This window comes from Rhizobium sp. WYCCWR 11128 (genome assembly GCF_013416305.1).
GTDB lineage: Bacteria > Pseudomonadota > Alphaproteobacteria > Rhizobiales > Rhizobiaceae > Rhizobium > Rhizobium indicum.
In genome coordinates this window covers 1-22,727 of sequence record NZ_JACCEZ010000001.1, presented here as the reverse complement: position 1 = coordinate 22,727, position 22,727 = coordinate 1, and the positions used below count along the sequence as shown (strand labels likewise).

At 61.9% G+C, this 22,727-nt stretch carries 20 protein-coding genes; 11 read left to right on the top strand and 9 right to left on the bottom strand.

Going from position 1 to position 22,727, the window contains the following annotated elements:
• Window positions 1-93: 93 nt before the first annotated feature.
• From HX898_RS00100 to petA, 3 genes are read right to left on the bottom strand one after another with little or no spacing between them, the layout of a single operon-like run.
• Window positions 94-978 carry a cytochrome c1 gene (locus HX898_RS00100; protein ID WP_138330390.1) on the bottom strand — a complete coding sequence of 295 codons (885 nt, stop codon included), beginning with the start codon at window positions 976-978 and terminating at the stop codon, window positions 94-96.
• A gap of 25 nt (window positions 979-1,003) precedes the next feature.
• A complete protein-coding gene (locus HX898_RS00095; RefSeq protein ID WP_138330389.1) occupies window positions 1,004-2,272 on the bottom strand; it encodes a cytochrome b N-terminal domain-containing protein in 1,269 nt (422 codons plus the stop codon).
• 14 nt (window positions 2,273-2,286) lie between these two features.
• Entirely contained in the window at window positions 2,287-2,865 is a 579-nt protein-coding gene (gene petA, locus HX898_RS00090; RefSeq protein WP_138330388.1) for a ubiquinol-cytochrome c reductase iron-sulfur subunit, read from the bottom strand.
• Between the two features lie 282 nt (window positions 2,866-3,147).
• On the opposite strand from petA, the gene HX898_RS00085 reads away from it, so the two are divergent.
• Complete coding sequence (locus tag HX898_RS00085; RefSeq protein WP_180193664.1) at window positions 3,148-4,080, top strand: endonuclease/exonuclease/phosphatase family protein; 933 nt, start codon at window positions 3,148-3,150, stop codon at window positions 4,078-4,080.
• On the opposite strand, the gene HX898_RS00080 is transcribed toward HX898_RS00085, so the two are convergent.
• On the bottom strand, window positions 4,036-5,949 hold the full coding sequence (locus tag HX898_RS00080; RefSeq protein ID WP_180193663.1) for an ABC transporter ATP-binding protein: 1,914 nt from the start codon (window positions 5,947-5,949) through the stop codon (window positions 4,036-4,038). The two genes, HX898_RS00085 and HX898_RS00080, sit on opposite strands and share 45 nt — an antisense overlap.
• 162 nt (window positions 5,950-6,111) lie before the next feature.
• Between HX898_RS00080 and HX898_RS00075 the strand changes: the two genes are divergently transcribed.
• A complete protein-coding gene (locus tag HX898_RS00075; RefSeq protein ID WP_062944444.1) occupies window positions 6,112-6,342 on the top strand; it encodes a ribbon-helix-helix protein, CopG family in 231 nt (76 codons plus the stop codon).
• A 111-nt stretch (window positions 6,343-6,453) separates the two neighbouring features.
• Here HX898_RS00075 and HX898_RS00070 read toward each other — a convergent pair whose 3' ends face one another.
• Window positions 6,454-8,310: an ABC transporter ATP-binding protein gene (locus tag HX898_RS00070; protein ID WP_138386918.1), complete on the bottom strand. Its 1,857-nt coding sequence runs from the start codon at window positions 8,308-8,310 to the stop codon at window positions 6,454-6,456.
• 386 nt (window positions 8,311-8,696) lie between these two features.
• Between HX898_RS00070 and HX898_RS00065 the strand changes: the two genes are divergently transcribed.
• Window positions 8,697-9,158, top strand: a complete 462-nt coding sequence (locus tag HX898_RS00065; protein WP_029873279.1) for a tRNA (cytidine(34)-2'-O)-methyltransferase — start codon at window positions 8,697-8,699, stop codon at window positions 9,156-9,158.
• A gap of 216 nt (window positions 9,159-9,374) precedes the next feature.
• On the top strand, window positions 9,375-11,021 hold the full coding sequence (locus HX898_RS00060) for a Na/Pi cotransporter family protein (RefSeq protein WP_138386917.1): 1,647 nt from the start codon (window positions 9,375-9,377) through the stop codon (window positions 11,019-11,021).
• A gap of 3 nt (window positions 11,022-11,024) precedes the next feature.
• On the opposite strand, the gene HX898_RS00055 is transcribed toward HX898_RS00060, so the two are convergent.
• Window positions 11,025-11,285, bottom strand: a complete 261-nt coding sequence (locus tag HX898_RS00055; protein ID WP_003541775.1) for a hypothetical protein — start codon at window positions 11,283-11,285, stop codon at window positions 11,025-11,027.
• Window positions 11,286-11,460: 175 nt separating this feature from the next.
• Here HX898_RS00055 and hemF point away from each other — a divergent pair, with 175 nt between their 5' ends.
• The 3 genes from hemF (at window position 11,461) to HX898_RS00040 (ending at window position 13,045) form a co-directional block, all read left to right on the top strand.
• Window positions 11,461-12,372: an oxygen-dependent coproporphyrinogen oxidase gene (gene hemF, locus HX898_RS00050; RefSeq protein ID WP_138386916.1), complete on the top strand. Its 912-nt coding sequence runs from the start codon at window positions 11,461-11,463 to the stop codon at window positions 12,370-12,372.
• A 103-nt stretch (window positions 12,373-12,475) separates the two neighbouring features.
• Window positions 12,476-12,745 carry a hypothetical protein gene (locus HX898_RS00045; RefSeq protein ID WP_180193662.1) on the top strand — a complete coding sequence of 90 codons (270 nt, stop codon included), beginning with the start codon at window positions 12,476-12,478 and terminating at the stop codon, window positions 12,743-12,745.
• Between the two features lie 114 nt (window positions 12,746-12,859).
• Window positions 12,860-13,045 carry a DUF1059 domain-containing protein gene (locus HX898_RS00040; RefSeq protein WP_003561358.1) on the top strand — a complete coding sequence of 62 codons (186 nt, stop codon included), beginning with the start codon at window positions 12,860-12,862 and terminating at the stop codon, window positions 13,043-13,045.
• Here the strand turns inward: HX898_RS00040 and HX898_RS00035 are convergent, their stop codons facing one another.
• Genes HX898_RS00035 through HX898_RS00025 form a run of 3 tightly spaced genes read right to left on the bottom strand, consistent with a single transcriptional unit; the run spans window position 13,046 to window position 15,578 of the window.
• Complete coding sequence (locus tag HX898_RS00035; protein WP_180193661.1) at window positions 13,046-14,311, bottom strand: CCA tRNA nucleotidyltransferase; 1,266 nt, start codon at window positions 14,309-14,311, stop codon at window positions 13,046-13,048. It abuts the gene before it with no gap.
• Window positions 14,308-14,958 carry a CoA pyrophosphatase gene (locus HX898_RS00030; protein ID WP_138330378.1) on the bottom strand — a complete coding sequence of 217 codons (651 nt, stop codon included), beginning with the start codon at window positions 14,956-14,958 and terminating at the stop codon, window positions 14,308-14,310. The genes HX898_RS00035 and HX898_RS00030 overlap by 4 nt, the downstream gene beginning before the upstream one ends.
• Entirely contained in the window at window positions 14,955-15,578 is a 624-nt protein-coding gene (locus tag HX898_RS00025; RefSeq protein ID WP_180193660.1) for a DUF1285 domain-containing protein, read from the bottom strand. The genes HX898_RS00030 and HX898_RS00025 overlap by 4 nt, the downstream gene beginning before the upstream one ends.
• Window positions 15,579-15,736: 158 nt before the next feature.
• On the opposite strand from HX898_RS00025, the gene HX898_RS00020 reads away from it, so the two are divergent.
• The 4 genes from HX898_RS00020 to HX898_RS00005 are packed head-to-tail and all read left to right on the top strand — an operon-like array spanning window position 15,737 to window position 22,562.
• On the top strand, window positions 15,737-16,747 hold the full coding sequence (locus HX898_RS00020) for a MoxR family ATPase (RefSeq protein WP_138330376.1): 1,011 nt from the start codon (window positions 15,737-15,739) through the stop codon (window positions 16,745-16,747).
• A 13-nt stretch (window positions 16,748-16,760) separates the two neighbouring features.
• A complete protein-coding gene (locus HX898_RS00015; protein ID WP_138330375.1) occupies window positions 16,761-17,681 on the top strand; it encodes a DUF58 domain-containing protein in 921 nt (306 codons plus the stop codon).
• A complete protein-coding gene (locus HX898_RS00010) occupies window positions 17,678-20,491 on the top strand; it encodes a DUF4159 domain-containing protein (RefSeq protein WP_180193659.1) in 2,814 nt (937 codons plus the stop codon). Before HX898_RS00015 ends, HX898_RS00010 begins: the two co-directional genes overlap by 4 nt.
• Before the next feature lies 1 nt (window position 20,492).
• Window positions 20,493-22,562 (top strand): hypothetical protein, encoded by a 2,070-nt coding sequence (locus HX898_RS00005; RefSeq protein ID WP_180193658.1) that lies wholly within the window; start codon window positions 20,493-20,495, stop codon window positions 22,560-22,562.
• Window positions 22,563-22,727 lie beyond the last annotated feature (165 nt).

Here is a 22,727-nt window from a genome sequence, read left to right as displayed (position 1 = left end):
CATGAAACTGGCTGGACTTTATCAATTGCCAGGGGCGGAACCAACAAAAAAGGCGGCCCGTAGGCCGCCTTTCGAAATCCGGCAGGGAACCGCTCAATGTTCCTTATTGGCGTAGATCGAGCGCTTCGTCAGGTAGATCAGCACCGTGAAGATCGCCAGGAAAATCATGACCATGAAGCCGGTGCGCTTGCGCTCATCGAGATGCGGCTCAGCGGCCCACATCAGGAAGGCGGTAACGTCCCTCGAATACTGGTCGACCGTCGCCGGCGCGCCATCGTCATAGGTCACCTGGCCGTCAGAGAGCGGCTTCGGCATGGCAAGGACGGCGGCAGCATTGAAATAAGGGTTATAATGTCCGCCCTGCGGCACCTGGAAACCGGCCGGCGGCTCTTCATAGCCGGTCAGCAGTGCATGGATATAGTCCGGGCCGCTTTCCTGATATTGCGTGAAAATGTCGAAAACGAACTGCGGAAAGCCGCGCTCGACTGAGCGGGCCTTAGCGATCAACGAAAAATCGGGCGGAGCCGCGCCATTGTTGGAAGCAGCCGCGGCTTCAGCATTGGGGAAAGGCGACGGGAAGTAATCGGAAGGAACCGCCTTGCGGGTAAACATCTCGCCGCTGGCGTCGGGACCGTCCTGGACCTCGTAATTCGCGGCGAAGGCCTTCACCTGCGCCTCGGAATAGCCGAGTTCGTCGAGCGTGCGGAAAGGCACGAGCTTCATCGAATGACAGGCTGCACAGACTTCCGTGTAGACCTTGAGGCCGCGCTGGAGCTGGCCCTTGTCGTAATGGCCGAACGGACCGGCGAAAGACCATTCCTCCTCCTTCGGATGCTTCAGCGGATAATGCGGGGTCTCACCTTCCGCGTGATGGGCCGGAGCCGCACCGTTGGCGGGCGTCGCCTCCTGGGCCAGCACCGCACTGCCGAGACCGGCGGCGAATGCGAACGAGAGAATGCTTGTAACAAGCGTTTTCATATTTCTATTCCCTTCCGTCGCTCGCTTATGCCTTGACCGCTGCGGTCTTGTTGCGCTTTTCGAGCACCGCTTCGGTGATCGAATTCGGGATGCGGCGCGGTGTTTCCACCAAGCCGAGAACCGGCATCGCGACCAGAAAGAAAGCGAAGTAGAGGAGTGTGCAGATCTGCGAGATCGTGGTGAACAGGCCTTCCGCCGGCTGCGAGCCGAGCCAGCCGAGGATGATCGCGTTGATCACGAACAGCCAGTAGAACAGCTTGTACCAGGGGCGGTAGACGGCGGAACGGACCTTTGAGGTATCGAGCCAGGGCAGGAAGAACAGCACGATGATCGCGCCGAACATCACGAGCACGCCCCCGAGCTTGGAATCGATCGGGCCGACGTTGAAGGTGATCGAACGCAGCATCGCGTAGAACGGCAGGAAGTACCATTCCGGAACGATGTGGGCTGGCGTCTTCAACGGGTCGGCCGGGATGTAGTTGTCGGCATGGCCGAGGAAGTTCGGCATGTAGAAGACGAAATAGGCATAGACCAACAGGAACACCGATACGCCGAGCGCATCCTTCATTGTCGCATAGGGCGTGAAGCGCACCGTGTCCGTCTTCGTCTTGACCTCGACGCCCGTCGGGTTCGTCTGGCCGACGACGTGCAGCGCCCAGATGTGCAGGACGACGACGCCGGCGATCATGAAGGGCAGCAGGTAATGCAGCGAGAAAAAGCGGTTCAGCGTCGGCTGTTCGACGGCAAAGCCGCCGAGTAGGAACTGCTGCAACCATTCGCCAATCAGGGGAAAGGCCGAGAAGAAGCCGGTGATGACGGTCGCACCCCAGAAGGACATCTGGCCCCAGGGCAGAACGTAACCCATGAAGCCAGTCGCCATCATCAGGAGATAAATGACCACACCGAGAATCCAGAGAATTTCTCGCGGCGCCTTGTAGGAGCCGTAGTAGAGGCCGCGGGCGATGTGCAGGTAGACGGCGACGAAGAAGAAGGATGCGCCGTTGGCATGCATATAGCGCAGCAGCCAGCCCTGGTTGACGTCGCGCATGATCTTTTCAACGGAGTTGAAGGCGACCGACGATTCAGCGGCGTAATGCATGGCGAGCGTGACGCCCGTCAGGATCTGCACCACCAGCATGACGGCGAGCATGGCGCCGAAGGTATAGGCATAGTTCAGGTTACGCGGAACCGGGTAGGCGATGAAGCTGTCATAGACCATGCGCGGCAACGGAAGGCGCGCATCGACCCATTTCTCGAGGCCGGTTGATGGCTCGTAGCTGGAATGGCCACTCATATATCAGTCTCCCCTCAACCGATCTTGATTTTGGTATCGGACACAAATGAAAAGGTCGGGATCGCCAGGTTCTCGGGCGCAGGACCCTTCCGGATGCGGCCGGCCGTGTCGTAGACCGAGCCATGGCAGGGACAGAACCAACCATTGTATTCGCCGGCCTGGCCGAGCGGGACGCAACCGAGATGAGTGCAGGTACCGACCATGACGATCCAGTTTTCCTTGCCTTCGCCGCCCGAGCGGTCGACGCCCGTTGCCTGAGCCTCGGCAGGAAGGTTTGCATTGCGGGCTGCCGGATCCTTAAGGTCCGACACGGGAACATCGGCTGCGGCCTTTACTTCTTCCGGCGTGCGATTGCGGATGAAGATCGGCTTGCCGCGCCACTTGACTGTCAGCGACATGCCGGGCTCGAGGCTGGCAACGTCGACTTCGATGGAGGCGAGAGCAAGCGTCGAAGCGTCAGGACGCATCTGATCGATGAACGGCCAAGCGACCGCGACGGCGCCGACGGCGCCCGCCATACCAGTGGTGAGATAAAGGAAATCACGGCGAGTGGGTTCGCCCGTGCCCTCGCTTGTCGTTTCGTGTTCGCTCACGGCTAACATCCTCTGCGCAATTTTCGCGGAATTCCGCCCTACCCCTCTACCGGCGAATCTCTCTAGACACAATTCGGCCATAGATTCCCCAGCAATCCGGCGCGTTCTATGCTTGATCGCAAATTATGTCCAGCCTTGGCAAGGGGATGAGGGCACAATGTCGCGGGAAATTTCGGATGAATTTTTAAGGCAAACACGCGCTTGCCATTATGTTGCATTGCAACAAAAATGCCCTCGTGATAGGCGCAGTCCGAGCCATGCCAGTGAGCCGGACCGGAGCGGATGAGAGCCACGATTTTTTGCGTATTCAGCGTTCTTACGACGCTCGTTCTCGCCATTATCTCCTTGCGATACATCACCGATTTCTATTTACTGTCCTTCTTTTACAGCTTCCAGGTTCATCTGGCGGCAGCCGGCGCGGTGGCCTCGGTCGCTGCCCTTCTCGTCAAGCGGCACTGGTATGGCCTGCTGACCCTAGCAGTATCGGTGGTTCTTGCAGTCCATGGCATCGTGATGATGCGCGAATTCGTCGAACCATCAGTCGAGGAGAGCCGCACGGCCCTGTTCAGGCTAATGTCCTTCAATATCGAGAACGATAATTTCGCAAACGGCCCTGACATCGCCGACATGGTCATCGCCTCAGGCGCCGATGTCGTCAACATCCTGGAGGCCGAGCCGCTGCTGTCGGAACTGCCGCGGTTGTTGAAGACCTATCCCTATTATATCGGCTGCGGTGTCGGCATGGAACAATGCGATACGCTGGTGCTGTCGAAGCGTCCGCTGATCGAACCCCGCATCCGCAATCTCGGCCTGCTCTGGCGCAACCGGCTGACGATCTCGACAATCGATTTCGATGGCCAGAAGGTCAATTTCCTCGCCGCGCACCTGACAAAACCTTATTACGACGAGTTCCACGGCCTCGAAATCTGGGATCTAGCAGAGATCATCCCTTCCCTTTCGGGACCGCTCGTCCTTGCCGGTGATTTCAATACGTCGATTTTGGCGCCCGACGTGCAGTATCTCATGCGCACTCAAGGCTTGGGCACGGCATCGCTGGAGCCCGCAACGTGGCCGATCCGCGCCGGCGCCTTCGGTATTCCGATCGATCATATCTTTACCCGGGCGCCGCTGCGGCTGAAATCGGTCCGCCGCATCGAGAACGGCTTCGGATCAAATCATTTTGGCCTCATGGCGGAATTCGTCGTCGACCCTTGAGCCCGCATCCTCGTCCGTAGCAAGGAAGCCGCCGGACTGGCGCGCCCAAAGCTCGGCATAGAGCCCGCCGTGGCGAAGCAGTGCGTCATGGCTGCCTTCCTCGATGATCCGTCCGAGATCGACGACGATCAGCCGGTCGAGCGCGGCGATCGTCGACAGCCGATGGGCGATCGCAAGCACCGTCTTGCCTTCCATGATCCGATGGAGATTGGACTGGATGGCTTCTTCCACTTCCGAATCGAGCGCTGATGTCGCCTCGTCGAGAACGAGGATCGGCGCGTCCTTCAGCATGACGCGGGCAATGGCGATACGCTGCCGCTGCCCGCCGGACAGTTTGACGCCGCGTTCGCCGACATGCGCATCGAAACCTCTGCGGCCCTGCTGATCCTGCAGGCGTTCGATGAAGTCGATGGCTTCGGCGCGCCTGGCCGCCTCGACCAGCCCCTCCTCACCGGCATCGGGCCGTCCGAACAGGATGTTGTCACGCACCGAACGATGCAGCAGCGAGGTGTCCTGGCTGACGACGCCGATCTGCATCCTGAGAGATTCCTGCGTCACGGCTGCAATATCCTGGCCGTCGATCAGAATACGGCCGTCCTGAATATCGTAGAGGCGCAGCAGCAGGTTCATCAGCGTCGATTTCCCCGCGCCCGAACGGCCGACGATCCCGACCTTTTCGCCCGGGCGGATGGTCAGCGAGAAATTCTCGACGACCGGCTGATGGCCCTTGCCGTAGCGGAAGGAAACATTGTCGAAGCGGACACCGGGCTGCCGGATTACCAGGGTCTTCGCATCAGCCCGATCGACGAGCCCCAGAGGCTGGGAGATCAGCTCGGCAGCGTTCTGGATGGTGCCGAGGTTGCGCATGATGCCGTTGAATTGCGTCATCAACCGTCCGAGCAGGAAATTCAGCCTGAGCACCAGCGCCAGCGAAAACGCCACCGCACCCGAGCTGATGAGGCCGCGCAGCCAGAGATCGACGCTCAGTCCCGCCATCGTCACGATCATCAGGCCGGAGAGCAGCGCCATCGAGGCCCTGACGCCGGTGATGAACCGCGTGAAGCGCAGCACCGTATCCTGATAGATATCGAAGCCTTGCCGCATGTAGCGGTCGGTCTCCTCGTCGCGTGCAAACAGCTTCAGCGTCTGCATGTTGCTGTAGGAATCGACCATCCTGCCGTTCAGCATCGATCCGGCTTCCGCCGTTTCGCGGGAATGATGGCGGATCCGCGGGACAAAGTGGCGCGCCAGCAGGCTGAAGGCGCCAAGCCAGAACAGCACGACGGCGGCAAGGGAAAAGTCCAGCCGGGCGACGAGCACGAGCGTCGTTGCGGCATAGATGCCGACGAACCAGACGCTTTCCATCAGCGAGGTGACGAGATCGCCGGTGGCCTGCCCCGCCGACCAGACCTTGGTGACGATGCGTCCGGAGAAATCGCTCTGGAAGAACGACAAGGATTGCCTGGAGACGTGGAGATAGGATTGCCAACGTGCGAGATTGTAGAAGCCCGGCGTGATCACCTGCTGATCGACGAGCGCGATCAGGAAGGCGATGACGAAGCGCACCAGCCCGATGAGGGCGAGCATGCCGAACAATTCGCCGCCATGGGCTGCGAGAAGGCCGCTCCAGCCGGCACCCGGGGTGATGCTGCCGAGGATATCGACGAGCCGCCCGACAAACCAGAAGAGCGCAGCCTCGATCGCCGCCGACGCGCCGCCGAGAACGAGCATGGCGATGAACGGCATCCTCGCCTGGCCGATATAGAACCAGATGAATCCGAGCGTCGAGCGCGGCGGCTGGAGATTGGCGCGTGGGCGGAACGGATCGATCCAGGTTTCGAACCGGCGGAGGATGGGGCTTAGGAACATAGAAGCGATATAGGCGGAATAACCGGACCGGCAAAGGGAATGAAAAGCGACCGAAACCTTATATTTTGGTAATTATCGGTAACATCGGCGGCATACCCATTGAATGCCCCCGAACCGGTCACAATCTCACGTTACGATCGCGCTTTACCGGAGACCACTTCCATGGAAACGAAAATGCTCGATGTGCATGTTCCGCTTCCGCTTGCAGAAAGGCTGGATGCCCTGGCGTTCGCCCTGGGGTTGCCGCGCGACGAGATCGTCGCGGAGGCCATTGCCACCTGGATCGATCAGGAGGAGCACCGCCGCTTGGTCGCGCTGCGCACGATCGCCGCCGCCAACACCATGGTGGTCGTCGAGCATCACCGCGTGATCGATTGGGCCGACAGTCTTTGAACGGATAAGGGGCAAACGCAGTCAGGCCTTCAGCAACCGTCCGGCAAGCTTATAGCCATCCTAAGAATTAAAGAGGCCCTCTCCGCTTTCGCAGGGAGGGCCTCATTCATCTTATTCCGCAGCCTCTTCCGCTTCGTCGGCGTGATCGGAGAGGAAGCCGCCGGACTGGCGGTTCCAGAGGTCGGCATAGATACCGCCTGCTTCGATCAGTTCGCCGTGCGAGCCGGCCTCGATGATCCGGCCCTTGTCGAGCACGATCAGCCGGTCCATCTCCGTCAGCGTCGACAGCCGGTGGGCGATGGCGATCACCGTCTTGCCCTCCATCAAGGCGAAGAGGTTTTCCTGGATCGCCGCCTCGACTTCCGAATCGAGCGCCGAGGTCGCCTCGTCGAGCACCAGGATCGGCGCGTCCTTCAGGAAGACGCGGGCGATCGCGACGCGCTGCCGCTGGCCGCCTGACAGTTTGACGCCGCGTTCGCCGACCTGCGCGTCGAGCCCCGCGCGCCCCTGCATGTCGACGAGGCCTTCGATGAACTCCCAGGCATTGGCGCGTTTGGCGGCCTCGATCACCTCGTCGTCCGTTGCTTCGGGACGACCATAGGCGATGTTGTCGCGGATCGAGCGATGCAACAGCGAGGTGTCCTGCGTCACCACGCCGATCAGCGAACGCAGGCTTTCCTGCGAGACACCGGCGATATCCTGCCCGTCGATGGTGATGCGGCCGGCCTCCAGATCGTAAAAGCGCAGCAGCAGGTTCATCAGCGTCGTCTTGCCGGCGCCGGAACGGCCGACCAGACCGACCTTCTCGCCTGCCTTGATGTCGAGCGACAGGTTGTCGATGATGCCCTTGCTCTTGCCGTAGTGGAAGCGGATGCGGTCGTAGTGGATCGCGCCCTTCTTCGCCGTCAGGGTGGGTGCGCCCGGCTTGTCGACGATGTCGTGCTGTTTGCTCATCATCTCCATGCCGTCATAGACCGTGCCGATATTCTCGAACAGCGCCGAGACTTCCCACATGATCCATTGCGACATGCCGTTGACGCGCATGGCAAGACCGATAGCGATGGCGATGGCGCCGACCGAGATGGCCCCGTTCAGCCAGAACCAGATCGACAGGCCCGAGATGACGAAGAGCGCAACGCAGTTGTTCATGTAGACGAAGATGTGGAAGAGCGTCACCTTGCGCATCTGCTTGTGTACGGTCTGGAGGAACTCGTCCATGCCCTCCTTGGCATAGACCTCCTCGCGGCCCGCATGCGAAAACAGCTTGACCGTCGCGATATTCGTATAGCTGTCGACCACGCGGCCCGTCATCATCGAACGCGCATCCGCCTGCGCCGCCGCGATCTTGCGAAGCCGCGGCACGAAATAGGCGACGATGCTGATATAGACCGCGAGCCAGACGAGGATCGGGATCATCAGCCGCCAGTCCGCCGCCGCAATCACGATGATCATCGTCAGGAAGTAAGTGACGACATAGACGAAGACGTCGAGGATCTTCATCACCGTTTCGCGTACGGCAAGCGAGGTCTGCATCACCTTGGTGGCGACACGCCCGGCAAACTCGTTGGCGAAGAACGACATGCTGTGGCGCAGCAGGAAGCGGTGCATCTGCCAGCGTGCGATCATCGGATAATTGCCGAGCATCATCTGGTGCATGATGAGCGAATCGAGCCCGGCTACCACAGGCAGGCCGACCAGCACCAGTGCCGCCATCCAGAAAAGCTTGTGGCCTTCTCTCTCCAGGAATGTGGCGCGGTCGGCATTGGTCAGCCAGTCGACGATGTCGCCGAGGAACTGGAAGAGCGCCACTTCGCCGATAGCGATCAGCGCGGTCAGCACGGCCATCAGGCCGAGCCAGGGTGCAGCCGGCTTGCTGTAATGCCAGCAGAAGGCAAAGAGACCTTTCGGCGGGGCGACAGGGTCCTCGCTTGGAAAGGGATTGAGTCGCTGTTCGAACCAGCCAAACATGAAATTGCTCCGAAACGTCAGCGTTCCGGCTCCCGGCTTCGCGCCATCCCAGCGCTATGCAAGCACATATGGGAACCGAACGTTCAAGGGGCGAGGCTGAGACAGCCGCACAATGGATCAAAAAAGGAAATTCAGGGAAGAAACCCGCCCTATCGGCGGAAAATCGCACTGCTTGGCATCATGGCCGGGAGGCGCACATACAGCAAAATATTCATTCTGGCGCTCCTTGCTGGCGATTGAAGATATGCACCGATAACGCGAAAACGAGGAATTTTCCAGCCCTGTTGTGCCAAAAATTTCATCTCTTCGGGTCAAAACGCGCCCTGTTGCGCCGAAATCACAGTTGCATTAGGCCTTGAGCGGCGAAAGCGGGAAAACGGCGCATTATGACTTCACTCAGACTGGCACTCTATCAGCCGGATATAGCAGGCAATACCGGCACCATCCTGCGTCTTGCCGCCTGCCTTGGCTTCGCGGTCGATCTGATCGAACCCGCTGGCTTCGACATCTCCGACCGCAACCTGAAACGGGCCGGCATGGACTATATCGCCGCCGCCGCCCTCACCCGCCATGTCAACTGGGACCGCTTCGAGGCGTGGCGTCTGAGCACCGGCCGCCGCCTGATCCTTGCCTCGACAAAGGCTGCGGAGCGCTACACCGATCTTGCTTTCCGCCCGGACGATGTCCTGCTCTTCGGTCGCGAAAGCGCCGGCGTGCCGGATCAGGTGCATGAAACAGCCGATGCGCGCGTGCTGATCCCGATGGTCGAAGGCCAGCGCTCGATCAACGTCGCCGTCTCGGCCGCGATGATCGTCGGCGAGGCGATGCGCCAAACCGTCTGGGCCTGACGGACACCGGCGCTGGCGGAGCAAAGCCGGCGGAATTGCCGATCCGCTCCAGAATATGTCGCAAAATAGCGTTGTCTATCTGTCAAACCGGCGTATATTTATTAGCCGGGCAATCAAAAACTCCGCATTGGCTTCCATGATTCCAACAAGTTGGAATGGCCATGTGAGAAAAACAGCACTTCTCCAGCTCTGTGAAAGAAGAATAAAAACAATAAAATGGACTCTACAATCATCATGATCAACCTGTTCGGCGCCGTGGCTCTGCTGCTGTTCGGCCTCGCGCAGGTAAAGGATGGCGTGTCCAGGGCCTTCGGCGCCCGCCTGAGAACAGGTCTGGCGACGGGCACGCGCGGCAGCCTTCGTTCTTTCCTGTCAGGACTCGTCGCAACCATCGCGCTGCAGAGCTCCACGGCAACGGCGCTGATGACCGCCTCCTTCGTCGAGCGTGACCTGATCAAGCCGCGCATGGCGCAGATCGTCCTGCTCGGTGCTAATGTCGGCACCGCGATCACCGCCTGGATCGTGGCAACGGGCATCGAATGGCTCTCTCCGCTTCTGATCCTTGCCGGCATCGTGCTTTGCCGCGGCCGTTCCAGCGCCAGCCAGGGCGGCGGCACAGCGCTGATCGGCATCGGGCTGATGCTGTTGTCGCTGCACCTCCTTGGCCTTGCGACGGAACCGATGCGCGCCTCTCCCGCCCTAGCCGCCTTCATCGGCCTGCTGGACGGCGCCCTGCCCGTGGCCATGATCGTCTCGGCAGCACTTGCCTTCGCGTCCTCGTCGAGCCTTGCGGTGGTGGTGCTCATCCTGTCGCTCGCCTCAGCCGGCATGGTCTCCGCCGAACTTGTCATCGTGCTCGTGCTCGGCGCCAATCTCGGCGGCGCAATACCGCCTGTCGTCGCGACATTGTCCGGGCCGGCTTCGGCTCGGCGCGTCACCCTCGGCAATCTCGCCGTCCGCACGCTCGGCTGCCTCATCGCCCTGCCGCTGGCGGGATATGGCGCGGAACTCATCCAAATGCTGCCCTTCGGCCCTGCCAAGCTGCCGGTCGATGCGCATCTTGCCTTCAACCTTCTGCTGGCCGCGCTGGCCTGGCCATTCTCCCGGCCGCTCGCCGCCCTGATGGCCCGGCTGGTGCCGGATCAGGCCGAGCCTGACAGCGCCCCGAAATATCTGGATGCGCAGGAGCTTTCGACGCCGGTCGTTGCCCTTGCCAGCGCCACCCGCGAAGTGCTCGGCGTCGGCGACCTGATCGAGCGCATGCTGATCCGGGTCTCCGAAGCTTTCGAGCGTAACGACGCATCGAAGCTTGCCGAGATATCCGCCCTCGAAGAGCGCGTCGACCGGCTGCAGCAGGCGGTGAAGGTCTATCTCTCGAAGCTCGGCCGCGAGGGTCTCAGCGACGAGAACGCTCGCCGCTCGATCGTCGTCATCGATTATGCGATCAACCTCGAACATATGGGCGATATCATCGAGAAGGGCTTGCTGGAGCAGGTGGCGAAGAAGATCTCCCTTGGCCTGAAATTTTCCGAGGATGGTCATCAGGAACTACGCAAGCTGTTCGACCTGACCATCGACAATCTGCGCGTCGCCCAGACGATCTTCGTCACCCGCGATTTCAATCTGGCGCGCCAGATGATGGAGGTGAAGGTCGAGGTGCGCCGGATGGAGAAACAGTCTGCCGAGCGCCACCTCGAACGCCTGCGTGACGGACGCGCCGACAGCCTGCAGACGAGTTCGCTGCATCTCGACATGCTGCGCGACCTGAAGCGCATCAACGCCCACATCGTTTCCGTGGCACATCCGATCATGGATGAAAGCGGCCTGCTGATCGAAAGCCGCGTGCGCGCCACTGCGAAGTGACGGTCAATCGGCCGAAGGCAGGCGGCGCATGGTGAATTCGATCTGATCGCCGTCGAGCTGGCGCCAGCTTTCCACCTCGGTCCAGTAGGCGGCTTTCGGATATTCGTCGAACCATTCACGCGCCTTGGCCCGTGCGTCCATGAGGCCGAGGCAATATGTCTCACGCACGAAATGGTCTTTCTTGCTCGGGGGATTTTCCGCCCGATGTCTCGCTATCCTGCGCTTCAGGCCGTCGAAGGACGGAGGCCCTGGAACTTTCTTCATCAAACCTACCTCCTCGGAAAAGGTAGTATCGAAATTCTCGATTTGCGAGTCGAATCTTGGAAGCGCCGGGTGCTTGCCTCGGCTTGGCGGGATGCAGCATCAACTGCTAATCATGGCGTGCAATCAAGAATGAGCGAGTCGCCTCTAAAGGAGATGTCGACCGTTGGAGGCGTAAATGGAAAGACCGGAACTGCCGATCGGCTTGCCTGACGATATCGAAGAGAAGAAGGCTGCCGCCCGCAATTGGTTCGAGGGATTGCGCGATACGATCTGCGCCTCCTTCGAAGCCATCGAGGATGAGTTGGAAGGACCGCTGTCCGACCAGGAGCCCGGCCGCTTCGTCGCCAAGGACTGGTCACGCGAAAACGGCGCCGGCGGCGGTGGCCGGATGTCGATGATGGAAGGCCGCGTCTTCGAAAAGGTCGGCGTCCATACCTCCACTGTCTACGGCGAATTCGCCCCGGATTTCCGCGCCCAGATACCCGGCGCCAAGGACGATCCGCGTTTTTGGGCCTCGGGCATCTCGCTGATCGCCCATCCCGTCAACCCCAACGTTCCGGCCGTGCACATGAACACTCGCATGGTCGTCACCACCAGCCGCTGGTTCGGCGGCGGCGCCGACCTGACGCCGGTGCTGTCGCGCCGCCGCACTCAGGAGGACGAAGACAGCCAGCTCTTCCACAAGGCCATGGAGATCGCCTGCCGCAATCATGCCGTCGCCGATTACGATGCGTACAAGGCCTGGTGCGACGAATATTTCTTCCTGAAACACCGCAACGAGGCCCGCGGCATCGGCGGCATCTTCTATGACTGGCTGCATTCAAGCGAGGAAGCCGGCGGCTGGGACGCCGATTTCGCTTTCACACGTGATGTCGGCCGGGCTTTCGCCATGGTCTATCCAAAAATCGTCCGCTCCAACTTCAATAAATTGTGGACAGAGGCCGATCGCGACGAACAATTGATCCGCCGAGGCCGCTACGTCGAATTTAATCTGCTGTATGATCGCGGCACGATCTTCGGCCTGAAGACCGGCGGCAACGTTGAATCCATTCTCTCTTCGTTGCCCCCCGTCGTCCGCTGGCCATGAAACTGTGATATCTCATCGATAAATTCGAGGTGATAGACCTTCACGAAAACTCAGTGCGTCCTAACTTTATATGTATGTGCGTAACAATCGGAGGAGGATTGTCATGACGATACAAAGTGGCTCGCCAGCGTCCACGGATGTCCAGGAAACATCCCGCACGATCGACACATCCGAGTTTCTGACGCGCATCGCCGAGAAACTGCGGACCAAGAGCGGCTCGGATCTGCCGCTGTCCTGCTTCATCGAGCAGGTCAAGCTGCAACTGGCTGGCGGGAAGTCGCCGGAACAGCTGCAGAACGAAGCAGCGGCCGCCAACACCAACATGCCCGGCCACCTTTCGGATACCTACAAAGCCTGGGCGATGCCCGACTGATACGGCCTTTACTGGCCGGCATGTCGATGCCGGCCGGAACCTTCCCTCCCCCCGCACATTCTTAAATCGCGTAAGATCGCGATCGTCGTTGTGTTTCGAACAGAGGAGAAGACCATGCGACTTTTCGAATGCGGCACTCTCGTTCCGGGCTGCGCCTGGCATACACGAGCGGATAGTGACGCCGAGGTGGTCCGCCGTGCCGTCGAGCACCTGAAAGATGCTCACGGCGAAACCACGATCCGCGAGAACATGGTGGATAATATCAAGGCTCGCATCCGTGACGAAGCGACCGCCGCCTGATTATTGCACGCGTTCCTGCAACCGGGCGAGCAGCGCCGCCCGGTCGGAAGCAAAGTTTTCCTCCACCCATTGGTTTTCCAGGCCGGAAAGCAGCTCGCCGACGCGCGGGCCGGACGCGATTCCTGCCGAAATCACGTCGCCGCCGTTCAGCGGAAACTGTGGCTTCTTCCAGTGCATTGCCCTGTCCAGCAGCTTGATAAGCCGCGCCGACCGCGCCATTTCATCGAAATCGCTTTCAGCCTTGCCGCGCGCAACCGCAAGCGCCAGCTTCAGCCGTGTCGAGATGCCGTCGGTGCTGTTGCGGTAAAGCAGCCGTTCGAAGGCGGCCGACGACATCTCGTCATTAACAGGCGCTGCCATTGCCCAGGCCTTGAGAGTGGCCGCTTCCGCATTCGAGAGCTTGAGCCGGGCTGCGAGCGCCTGCATGCGCGCCGCATCGGGCGGCACGATCGCCGCAAGGCGCAGCAAAGGATCGGGCGTCCAGCCTAGCGCCTTTTCGGTGGCGATCAGCGAAGGGATCGCATCGATCCCCCATCGTTCCGATTCCGGCAGGATTTCCGTCAGCACTGCCACCTGCCGCATCCAGAGCAGCGCCCGGCCAGGATCGGCAGCACCTAGCAACTTTCGCAGTTCAGACCAGACGCGTTCTGCCGAAAGCGTCGTCAGTTTCGAACGCGCGACGGAACACGCCTTCAGCCCCTCGGCATCCGGCCGCCCGGAACCGTAATAGGCAAAGAAGCGGAAGAAGCGCAGGATACGCAAATGATCCTCGGCAATACGCCTTGCGGCATCACCGATGAAGCGGATGTTGCGCGTCTCGATGTCGGCAAGCCCGCCAACGAGATCCACCACCTCGCCCTTTGCATCGGCATAGAGCGCGTTGATCGTCAAATCCCGCCGTTCGGCATCTGCCTTCCAGTCCGTGCTGAAGGCAACCTTGGCATGGCGTCCGTCGGTCTCGACGTCGGTGCGAAGGGTCGTCACCTCGAAGGGCTTGCCGTCGATGACGAGCGTCACCGTGCCGTGCTCCAGGCCGGTTGGGACTGCCTTGATGCCGGCCGCCGCCGCCCGCTCCATCACCGCCTCCGGTCTGAGTGTCGTGGCGATGTCGACATCATTGACCGGCAGGCCCATCAGGCTGTTGCGCACCGCTCCGCCAACCACCCGAGCTTCCCCGCCATCGGCCCCACCATCGGCGTTGAGAAGCGCTAAGATCCGGCCAAGGGCCGGGTCGCGGAACCATGCTTGGTCGGCGATGCCGGTCATGCATAAAGCCTTTCGTAAAGCGTGCGGACGATGCCGGCGGTGATGCCCCAGATCATTCTGGTTTCATAGGGCACGCGGTAGAAATGCCGGTCGATGCCGTCGATGACACGTCTGTCGCGGGTGTGATTGGCAGGATCCATTAGGAAGGAAAGCGGCACCTCGAACACGTCGGCCACCTCGGTCGGGTTCAGCGTCAGCGCAAAGCCCGGGGAGACGACGCCGAGCACCGGCGTAATGCGGAAGCCCGTCGAGGCAAGGTAATTCGGCAGCCGCCCGACGGTTTCGACGAAGGAACCAGCCAGGCCGATCTCCTCCTCCGTTTCTCGGATCGCCGCCATTTCGGGCGAGATATCGGCGGGATCGATCGAGCCGCCGGGAAAGGCGATCTGCCCGGAATGTTTGCGCAGCGTCGCCGTGCGCTTGGTGAAGATCACATGCGCTTCATCGCCGTCATCGACGACGGGCACGAGCACGGCGGCGTCGCGCAGCTTGAAAGTCTCGACCTCGGCGACGATATCGGGGTTGAGGATATGGTCTCCATGATCACGCCAGGCATGATCGACCGGCCCGCCATTCTGGTTGAGCGCGCGGCGGCGGAATTCGGCTGCGGAAAACAGCGGATAACGTTGGGTAATCGCATCATTCATCGAGAAAGCGCATCCAGTTCATCGGCCGGCATCATCGCAAAGACCTCTCCGGCGGAGCGGACGGCGAACATCGCCTGTCCCTCGACCTCGAGCGTCTCGCCGAACGCCACCAGTTCATACATCACCGCACGCGACACCAGCGCCTCCAACCGCCCCCGCACATGCAGATAGGGTTTCAATTCGGCATTCTCGCCCGCAATGGCAAAGCGCAGCCGATGCTCTCCTCCCGCCTCCACGACATCGCCAACATTGGTGCGGAAGGTCAGCACCTGCTGGCCTTGCCCCTCCGTCACGCTCATCTCCACGGCGATGAAAGGCGCGTCGACGACCCTTATACCGACCTTTTCCACAGGTGTTACGAGATAGGTCTTCTGGTCGTCATCTTTTCTTAAAACCGTTGAGAACAGCCGCACCAGCGCCGGTCGGCCGATCGGCGTGCCCATGTAGAACCAGGTACCATCAGCCCGGATTTCCATGTCGATATCGCCGCAGAAAGGCGGATTCCACCGCTCGACCGGCGGCAAACAGCGTTTTTTCTCGCCATTTTCCTGAGACGCGCGCGAAATCAGTGCGGCAAGTCCCGCCGCATCCGCCTGTCCGCTGATTTCCTCGGCTGCCATTCTTCCGTCCCGGTTTGTCCTTAACGAAGTAAAGTCACGAGATAGTCATTCGCAACGAACTTGTCAGCCCGTCACATCTCCATAACTCTATCGGGTATGAGGCACATGTATAAGTCCGCCGATTCGCTGCCGAATGATTTCAGCCGTTGGAGATACGCATGGGTATGATGAAGACCGAAGCCAGCCTCGATGACAAGGCGATCGTCGCCGCCGCCGAAAAGGCGCTCTCCGATATCGCCGCCATTCGCGGGGAAGTCTCGAAAGTGATCTTCGGTCAGGAAAGCGTCGTCGAGAACACCATTCTCGCTGTGCTGTCCGGTGGTCATGCCCTGCTCGTCGGCGTTCCCGGCCTTGCCAAGACCAGACTGGTGACGACGCTCGGCGAGGTGCTCGGCCTTGCCGCCAACCGCATCCAGTTCACGCCGGATCTGATGCCCTCGGATATTCTCGGCTCCGAGGTGATGGACCAGGACGACAGTGGACGCCGCTCCTTCCGTTTCGTCAAGGGCCCTGTCTTTGCCCAACTCCTGATGGCCGACGAGATCAACCGCGCCTCGCCGCGTACCCAGTCGGCCCTTCTGCAATCCATGCAGGAATATCACATCACGATCGCCGGCCAGCGCTATGACCTGCCGGCGCCCTTCCATGTGCTCGCCACCCAGAACCCGCTCGAGCAGGAAGGCACCTATCCTCTACCCGAAGCCCAGCTCGACCGCTTCCTGCTGCAGGTCGACGTCCACTACCCCGAACTCGCCGCCGAGCGCCAGATCCTGCTCGAGACGACGGGCCTGGGCCAAACCCGGCCGGAAGCCATCATCGATGCCCAGCGGCTGATCGAGATCCAGACCCTGGTGCGCCAGATGCCGGTGAGCGACACGGTCGTTGATGCCATCCTGGCGCTCGTGCGTTCCGCCCGCCCGGGACAGGGCAATGCCTCGACCGACAAGAACGTCGCCTGGGGTCCAGGCCCGCGCGCCGGCCAGGCTATGATGCTCTGCGCGCGTGCCCGCGCACTCTACGAAGGCCGTCTCGCACCGTCTCTGGACGATATCTTCGCGCTCGCCGAACCCATTCTCCAGCACCGCATGGCGCTGACTTTCGCCGCCCGCGCCGAAGGCATGTCGGTGCGTGACGTCATCGCCGGACTGGTCAAGCAGGCAAAGGGATAAGGAAGCCGGACGCGTGGCATCTATCGGACAGATCGTCAACCCGACGTCAGGCAGCGATGCCCTTTCCCGCGCCAGGCAGCGGGCAGCCCTAGTGCCGGACTGCCTGGTGGAAGCCAAGCGCATCGCCAACACAGTGATCGCCGGCTGGCATGGCCGCCGCAAGCGCGGCATCGGCGAGAATTTCTGGCAGTTCCGACCCTATGCCGAGGGCGAGAGCCTGTCGCGCATCGATTGGCGCCGCTCCGCCCGCGACGATCATACCTACGTGCGCGAGCGCGAATGGGAGGCTGCGCACACGATCTGGCTCTGGTGCGACATGTCGCCCTCGATGATGTACAAGTCGAGCTATGGCAACGTCTCCAAGGAAAGCCGCGCGCTGGTCATCATGCTGGCGCTTGCCGAAATCCTCGCCCGCTCCGGCGAGCGCATCGGCTGCCCCGGCATCATGGAACCCGCTTCCGCCCGTAACGCCGCCGAACGCCTCGCATCCGCTCTCATGCACACGCCGCTGACCGGCGGCCTGCCGGAAACGGCGATGATCCGCGGCTGGAGCGACCTCGTCCTTATCGGCGATTTCCTCGACGATGCGCCGGCAATCATGGAACGGCTCGGCCCGCTTGCCCGCCGCGGCCTGCGCGGCCACGTGGTCGAGATATCAGATCCCGCCGAGGAGATATTCCCCTATAGCGGCCGCACCGAGTTCACCGATCCGGAGAGCGGCGCCAAGCTTATATCCGGCCGCGCCGAACATATCCGCGAGGCCTATCGCAACGCCTACCTCGCCCGCAGGGACAGCCTCGGCCAGTCGCTGCGCCATCTCGGCTGGACCTTCGCGAGCCACCGCACCGATCACCTTGCGTCGGAGGCGCTGGTCGCGGTGCACATGTATCTGTCCGGCATGCCGGCCAAGGCAACGCATGGAGGGCAGCTATGAACGCCCTTCCCTTCGCTTTCGCCTATCCCGCCATTCTCGGCGCGCTCGTCGCCTTGCCGGTCATCTGGTGGCTGCTGCGGCTGACGCCGCCACGTCCGAAGACCGAAGTCTTTCCGCCGCTGAAAATCCTCGCCTCGGTGCTGAAGCGCGAGGAGACGCCGGCGCAAAGCCCGTGGTGGCTGACGCTGCTGCGCATGCTGCTCGCCGCCGCCATCATCCTTGCGATCGCCGATCCGGTTTTCAATCCACGCACCAGTTCGCTCGCATCAGGTGGCCCGCTCGTCCTCTTCGTCGACAATAGCTGGGCAGCGGCACCCGACTGGGAGCGCCGCATCCAGACCGCCGACGCGTTGATAGACGACGCCGAATCCGCCGGCACGCCTGTGTCGATCGCCTTTACTGCCGATCCGACCAACGACGCCGTGCCCGGCACCGCCGCTGCCGCCCGCGACAAGCTGCGCGCCGCCGAGCCACGACCGCTGGTGCCGGACCGCGAACGCGCCTTCCAGGCGCTGCGCGCCGCCCTGAACGGCATCAAGCCCGGCACCCTCGCCTTCCTGACCGACGGCGCCGCCGCCAAGCCTGACGACGCGACGGTGCGCAGGCTCGCCGAACTCCAGCCCACCGATCTGCGCCTGATCGAGGGCGATGCCGCAAGGACGGTCGCGATCACGGCGGCCAACAATGCGGCGGATGCCATGACCGTCAAGGTCACGCGGCTCAACAGTTCGCAGGCCGCATCGGTAGCGCTGAACGCCGTCGATACCCAGGGCCGCTCGATCGCCAATGGCAGGGCGGATTTCCGCCCCGGCCAGAGCGTCGCGACGAGTTCGATCACCGCCCCCTTCGAGATGCGCAACGATTTCGCGCGCGTCAGCGTCGACAATGGCGCGACGGCAGGCGCCGTCCACCTTCTCGACGACGCATTCAAGCGCCGCCGCGTCGTCTTGCTGTCAGGTGAAGGGGGGGACGAGTTCCAGCCGCTGCTCTCGCCGCTCTATTATATCCAGCGGGCTCTGCAACCCTATGCGGATCTGATCCAACCTGCCGATTCCGATCTTTCGGTCGCAATACCAAAACTTCTCACCAGCAATCCCTCCATCATCATCATGGCCGATATCGGCCGGCTGCCGGAGGAGACCTACGAGCCTTTGACGCGCTGGATATCGAATGGCGGCATGCTCCTGCGTTTTGCCGGCCCGCGCATGGCGGCAGCCCCTGCGGACGATCCGCTGATCCCTGTCATCCTGCGTCAGGGAGAACGGGCGCTGGGCGGCACCTTGTCCTGGAGCGAGCCGCAGTCGCTTGCCGAATTTCCGAGTTTCGGACCTTTCGCCGGCATAGCGCGTCCCTCCGATGTCGTCGTCAAGCGGCAGGTGCTTGCCGAACCGACACCCGATCTTGCCGAACGCACCTGGGCAAGCCTGGCTGACGGCACGCCGCTCGTCACGATGAAGCAGCTCGCATCCGGTCAGATCGTCCTGTTTCACGTCACCGCGGAAGCAACCTGGTCCGATCTGCCGATCTCCGGCACTTTCGTCGACATGCTGCGCCACCTCCTGCAGATATCACGCTCGGGCGGCGTGACATCAGAGGCGCGCGGCAATGTGCGTGTCTCCGAAACCCTGCCGCCATTCCGCATGCTGACGGCCAAGGGCACGCTGGTCTCCGAAACGGGATCGGCACGGCCGCTCATTCCGCAGGCAGGAGTCGAACCGACGGCGAATTTCGACAACCCTCCCGGGCTCTACGGTTCGGAGGACGGTTTCACCTCCCTGAACGTGCTGCCCGAGAACGCCGAACTGAAGCCGATCGACACAACAGGGACCAATGCCGTGCGCGAAGGCCTGATCGGCGGCGAAAGCTGGTCGGCAAAACCCGCACTCTTTCTCGCAGCCTTTCTGCTGCTCTTGGCCGATAGCCTGATCGTCCTCTTCATGAATGGCGCATTCTCGCGATTGCGCCCGGCTGTCCGCACCGCCGCGATGATCGCGGTCGCCGTCTGCGCCGGCTTTCTCATCCAACCCGGCACGCTTCACGCCGACGACTCCCAGCCCGGCGACGACCTCATCCTGCAAAGACTTGATAACACCCACCTCGCCTATGTCGTCACCGGCGAACAGGACGTGGACAATATATCCGAGCGCGGTCTCGAGGGCCTGACCCAGTTCCTGACTTTTCGCACGACGCTGGAGCCGGCGCCGCCCGTCGGCATCGACCTCACCAAAGACGAGCTCTCCTTTTATCCGATCATCTACTGGCCGGTTTCGGCAACGGCGCCGATGCCATCGTCGGCGGCGATCAGCCGTATCGATGCCTATATGCGCAATGGCGGCACCGTGCTTTTCGATACGCGCGATCAGATCAGCGCATTGGACAATGGCGGCAATGTCAGCGCCAACGGTGAGAGGCTGCAGGCAATCCTCGCCAATCTCGACATCCCGGCGCTCGAGCCGGTACCATCGGATCACGTGCTGACGAAATCCTTCTATCTCCTGTCGAGCTTTCCCGGTCGCTATGCCGGCAGCCCTCTCTGGATCGAGGCCCGGCAAGGCGGTCAGGGGCCGAGCGAAAAATCGGCGGCGACGGCCGACGGCGTTTCGCCGATCCTGATCACCGGCAATGATTTCGCCGGCGCCTGGGCGATCGACGAGAACGGCGTACCGATACTGCCGACCGTGCCGTCGGATGAAACGCAGCGCGAATATGCCTACCGTTCCGGCGTCAACATCATGATGTATATGCTGACCGGCAACTACAAGACCGACCAGGTCCATGTTCCCGACCTCCTCGAACGGTTAGGACAATGAGATGACATTCGACTTTTCGCCCTTCCTGCCCTGGTCGGTTCTGGCTGCATTGGCTGTCGTCAGCGCTGTTATCGCCGCCTTCGCGATCTGGCGTGGCATTCGTGGCGCCTGGATCAGAACACTGGCAGCGCTCGCCATGCTGACCGCGCTTGCCAATCCTGTGCTGCTGCAGGAAGATCGGGATCAGTTGTCGACGATCGTTCCCGTCCTTGTCGATCGAAGCCAGAGCCAGCAGACGCCCGAGCGCGTCAAGATGACCGACGATGCGCTTGCGGCCTTGAAGGGACAGCTCGCCCGTTTCCCCCAGATAGAGCCCCGCTTCGTCGATGTCGAAGGCGACGTCAATTCCGACGTGCCGTCCACGCGCCTGTTCGACGCGCTGTCGGCCAACATTGCCGATGTCCCGCCCGCCCGTATCGGCGGCGCCATCATGCTGACCGACGGTGAAGTCCATGATGTTCCGGGCGCCAATCAGGCGCTCGGTTTCGACGCGCCGATCCATGGCCTCGTCACCGGCAAGGCCAACGAATTCGATCGCCGCATCGAAGTCATCAAGGGACCGCGTTTCGGCATCGTCAACGAAGAGCAGCAGGTGATCTTGCGCGTCTTCGACGACGGCCCGAGCCCCGGCGGCACAGCCGATGTCACGGTAAAGCTGAATGGTGATGAGATCGCCACCCTGCAGGCGACACCCGGGCAGGATACGCCGTTCTCTTTCAAGGTGCCGGGTGGCGGCAGCAATGTGCTCGAATTCTCGGTCGCAGCACTTCCCGGCGAAGTCACCACCGCCAACAACCGCGCCGTCCATGTCATTGACGGCATCCGCCAGAATCTCCGTGTCCTGCTCGTCTCCGGCGAGCCGCATGCCGGCGAGCGCGCCTGGCGCAACCTGCTGAAATCCGATGCCTCGGTCGATCTGGTCCACTTCACCATCCTGCGTCCGCCGGAAAAGCAGGACGGCACGCCGATCAACGAGCTGTCGCTGATCGCCTTCCCGACCCGCGAGCTCTTCGTCGACAAGATCAAGGATTTCGACCTGATCATCTTCGATCGCTACCAGCATCGCGGCGTGCTGCCGCTGCTCTATTACGATTACATCGCGCAATATGTCGACAATGGCGGCGCGCTGCTGATCGCCGCCGGTCCCGAGCATGCCGGTCCCGATTCCATTGCGCTGACGCCGCTTTCTTCGGTCCTGCCCGCAACGCCCACCGGAGAGATGATCGAGAAGGCCTTCTATCCCCGCCTCTCCGAGGAAGGCCGCAAACATCCGGTCACGCGCGGTCTGGACGGTTCGGGCGAGGACCCGCCGCATTGGGGCCGCTGGTTCCGCAGCGTCGATGTCGACCGGCCGCAGGGCGAGACGATCATGCTCGGCGCCGACAACCACCCGCTGCTCGTGCTGAACCGCGCCGGCCAGGGCCGCGTCGCCATGCTGCTTTCCGATCAGGGCTGGCTCTGGGCGCGCGGCTTCGAAGGCGGCGGTCCGAATGTTTCACTCTATCGCCGTATCGCCCATTGGCTGATGAAGGAGCCGGCGCTCGAGGAAGAAGCGTTGACGGCGCGCGCCTCCGGCCGGACCCTTGAAGTCACCCGCCAGACGATCGGCGACAATCCCGGCAATGCCACCGTGCGTTATCCCTCCGGCAAGACCGAAACGCTGCCGCTCACCCAGTCCGAACCGGGGCTCTACAAGGCCGAGAAGAGGATGGACGAAATCGGCCTCTTCGAAATCCGCAACGGCAGGCTGTCGACGCTTGTCCATATCGGCGCCGTCGACGCACCGGAATTCAAGGCGATGATCTCGACGACCGATGTGCTGCAGCCGGTCGCCGACAGAAGCAAAGGTCTCGTCGCCCGCGTCTCCAACGCAAATGGCGCGATCTCCGTGCCGCCGATCCTGCCGGTGCGCGGGCAGGTTCGCGTCTCCGACAACGATCGCATGATGATCCGCATGACCAACGAGACTGTTTTGAAGGGCATCAACACGCTACCGCTCTTTGCCGGTTTCGCCGGCGTGGGCATCCTGCTGCTCGCCTTCGGCGCCATGTGGTGGCGCGAAGGGCGTTAGAGCCTTTCCTGCTCAGATTGAAGCATTCTGTTGGCTCAAACGGAGTCGGATGGTCGACCGGCCGGCGCGCGTCGTAGCCAAGCTCTACGGCCAAGCCGGCCGGTCGATCAGCCGGCCCGTTTCAGCCAACCCGAAGGGCCGGGCATCTTTCCGCCAGGGGAGAGG

Bases quoted from the DNA above. Each gene is read 5' to 3' on its own strand.
- HX898_RS00100 (WP_138330390.1), bottom strand. From the start codon at position 978: ATGAAAACGCTTGTTACAAGCATTCTCTCGTTCGCATTCGCCGCCGGT.
- HX898_RS00095 (WP_138330389.1), bottom strand. From the start codon at position 2,272: ATGAGTGGCCATTCCAGCTACGAGCCATCAACCGGCCTCGAGAAATGG.
- HX898_RS00085 (WP_180193664.1), top strand. From the start codon at position 3,148: ATGAGAGCCACGATTTTTTGCGTATTCAGCGTTCTTACGACGCTCGTT.
- HX898_RS00080 (WP_180193663.1), bottom strand. From the start codon at position 5,949: ATGTTCCTAAGCCCCATCCTCCGCCGGTTCGAAACCTGGATCGATCCG.
- HX898_RS00075 (WP_062944444.1), top strand. From the start codon at position 6,112: ATGGAAACGAAAATGCTCGATGTGCATGTTCCGCTTCCGCTTGCAGAA.
- HX898_RS00070 (WP_138386918.1), bottom strand. From the start codon at position 8,310: ATGTTTGGCTGGTTCGAACAGCGACTCAATCCCTTTCCAAGCGAGGAC.
- HX898_RS00065 (WP_029873279.1), top strand. From the start codon at position 8,697: ATGACTTCACTCAGACTGGCACTCTATCAGCCGGATATAGCAGGCAAT.
- HX898_RS00060 (WP_138386917.1), top strand. From the start codon at position 9,375: ATGGACTCTACAATCATCATGATCAACCTGTTCGGCGCCGTGGCTCTG.
- HX898_RS00055 (WP_003541775.1), bottom strand. From the start codon at position 11,285: ATGAAGAAAGTTCCAGGGCCTCCGTCCTTCGACGGCCTGAAGCGCAGG.
- hemF (WP_138386916.1), top strand. From the start codon at position 11,461: ATGGAAAGACCGGAACTGCCGATCGGCTTGCCTGACGATATCGAAGAG.
- HX898_RS00045 (WP_180193662.1), top strand. From the start codon at position 12,476: ATGACGATACAAAGTGGCTCGCCAGCGTCCACGGATGTCCAGGAAACA.
- HX898_RS00040 (WP_003561358.1), top strand. From the start codon at position 12,860: ATGCGACTTTTCGAATGCGGCACTCTCGTTCCGGGCTGCGCCTGGCAT.
- HX898_RS00035 (WP_180193661.1), bottom strand. From the start codon at position 14,311: ATGACCGGCATCGCCGACCAAGCATGGTTCCGCGACCCGGCCCTTGGC.
- HX898_RS00030 (WP_138330378.1), bottom strand. From the start codon at position 14,958: ATGAATGATGCGATTACCCAACGTTATCCGCTGTTTTCCGCAGCCGAA.
- HX898_RS00025 (WP_180193660.1), bottom strand. From the start codon at position 15,578: ATGGCAGCCGAGGAAATCAGCGGACAGGCGGATGCGGCGGGACTTGCC.
- HX898_RS00020 (WP_138330376.1), top strand. From the start codon at position 15,737: ATGGGTATGATGAAGACCGAAGCCAGCCTCGATGACAAGGCGATCGTC.
- HX898_RS00010 (WP_180193659.1), top strand. From the start codon at position 17,678: ATGAACGCCCTTCCCTTCGCTTTCGCCTATCCCGCCATTCTCGGCGCG.
- HX898_RS00005 (WP_180193658.1), top strand. From the start codon at position 20,493: ATGACATTCGACTTTTCGCCCTTCCTGCCCTGGTCGGTTCTGGCTGCA.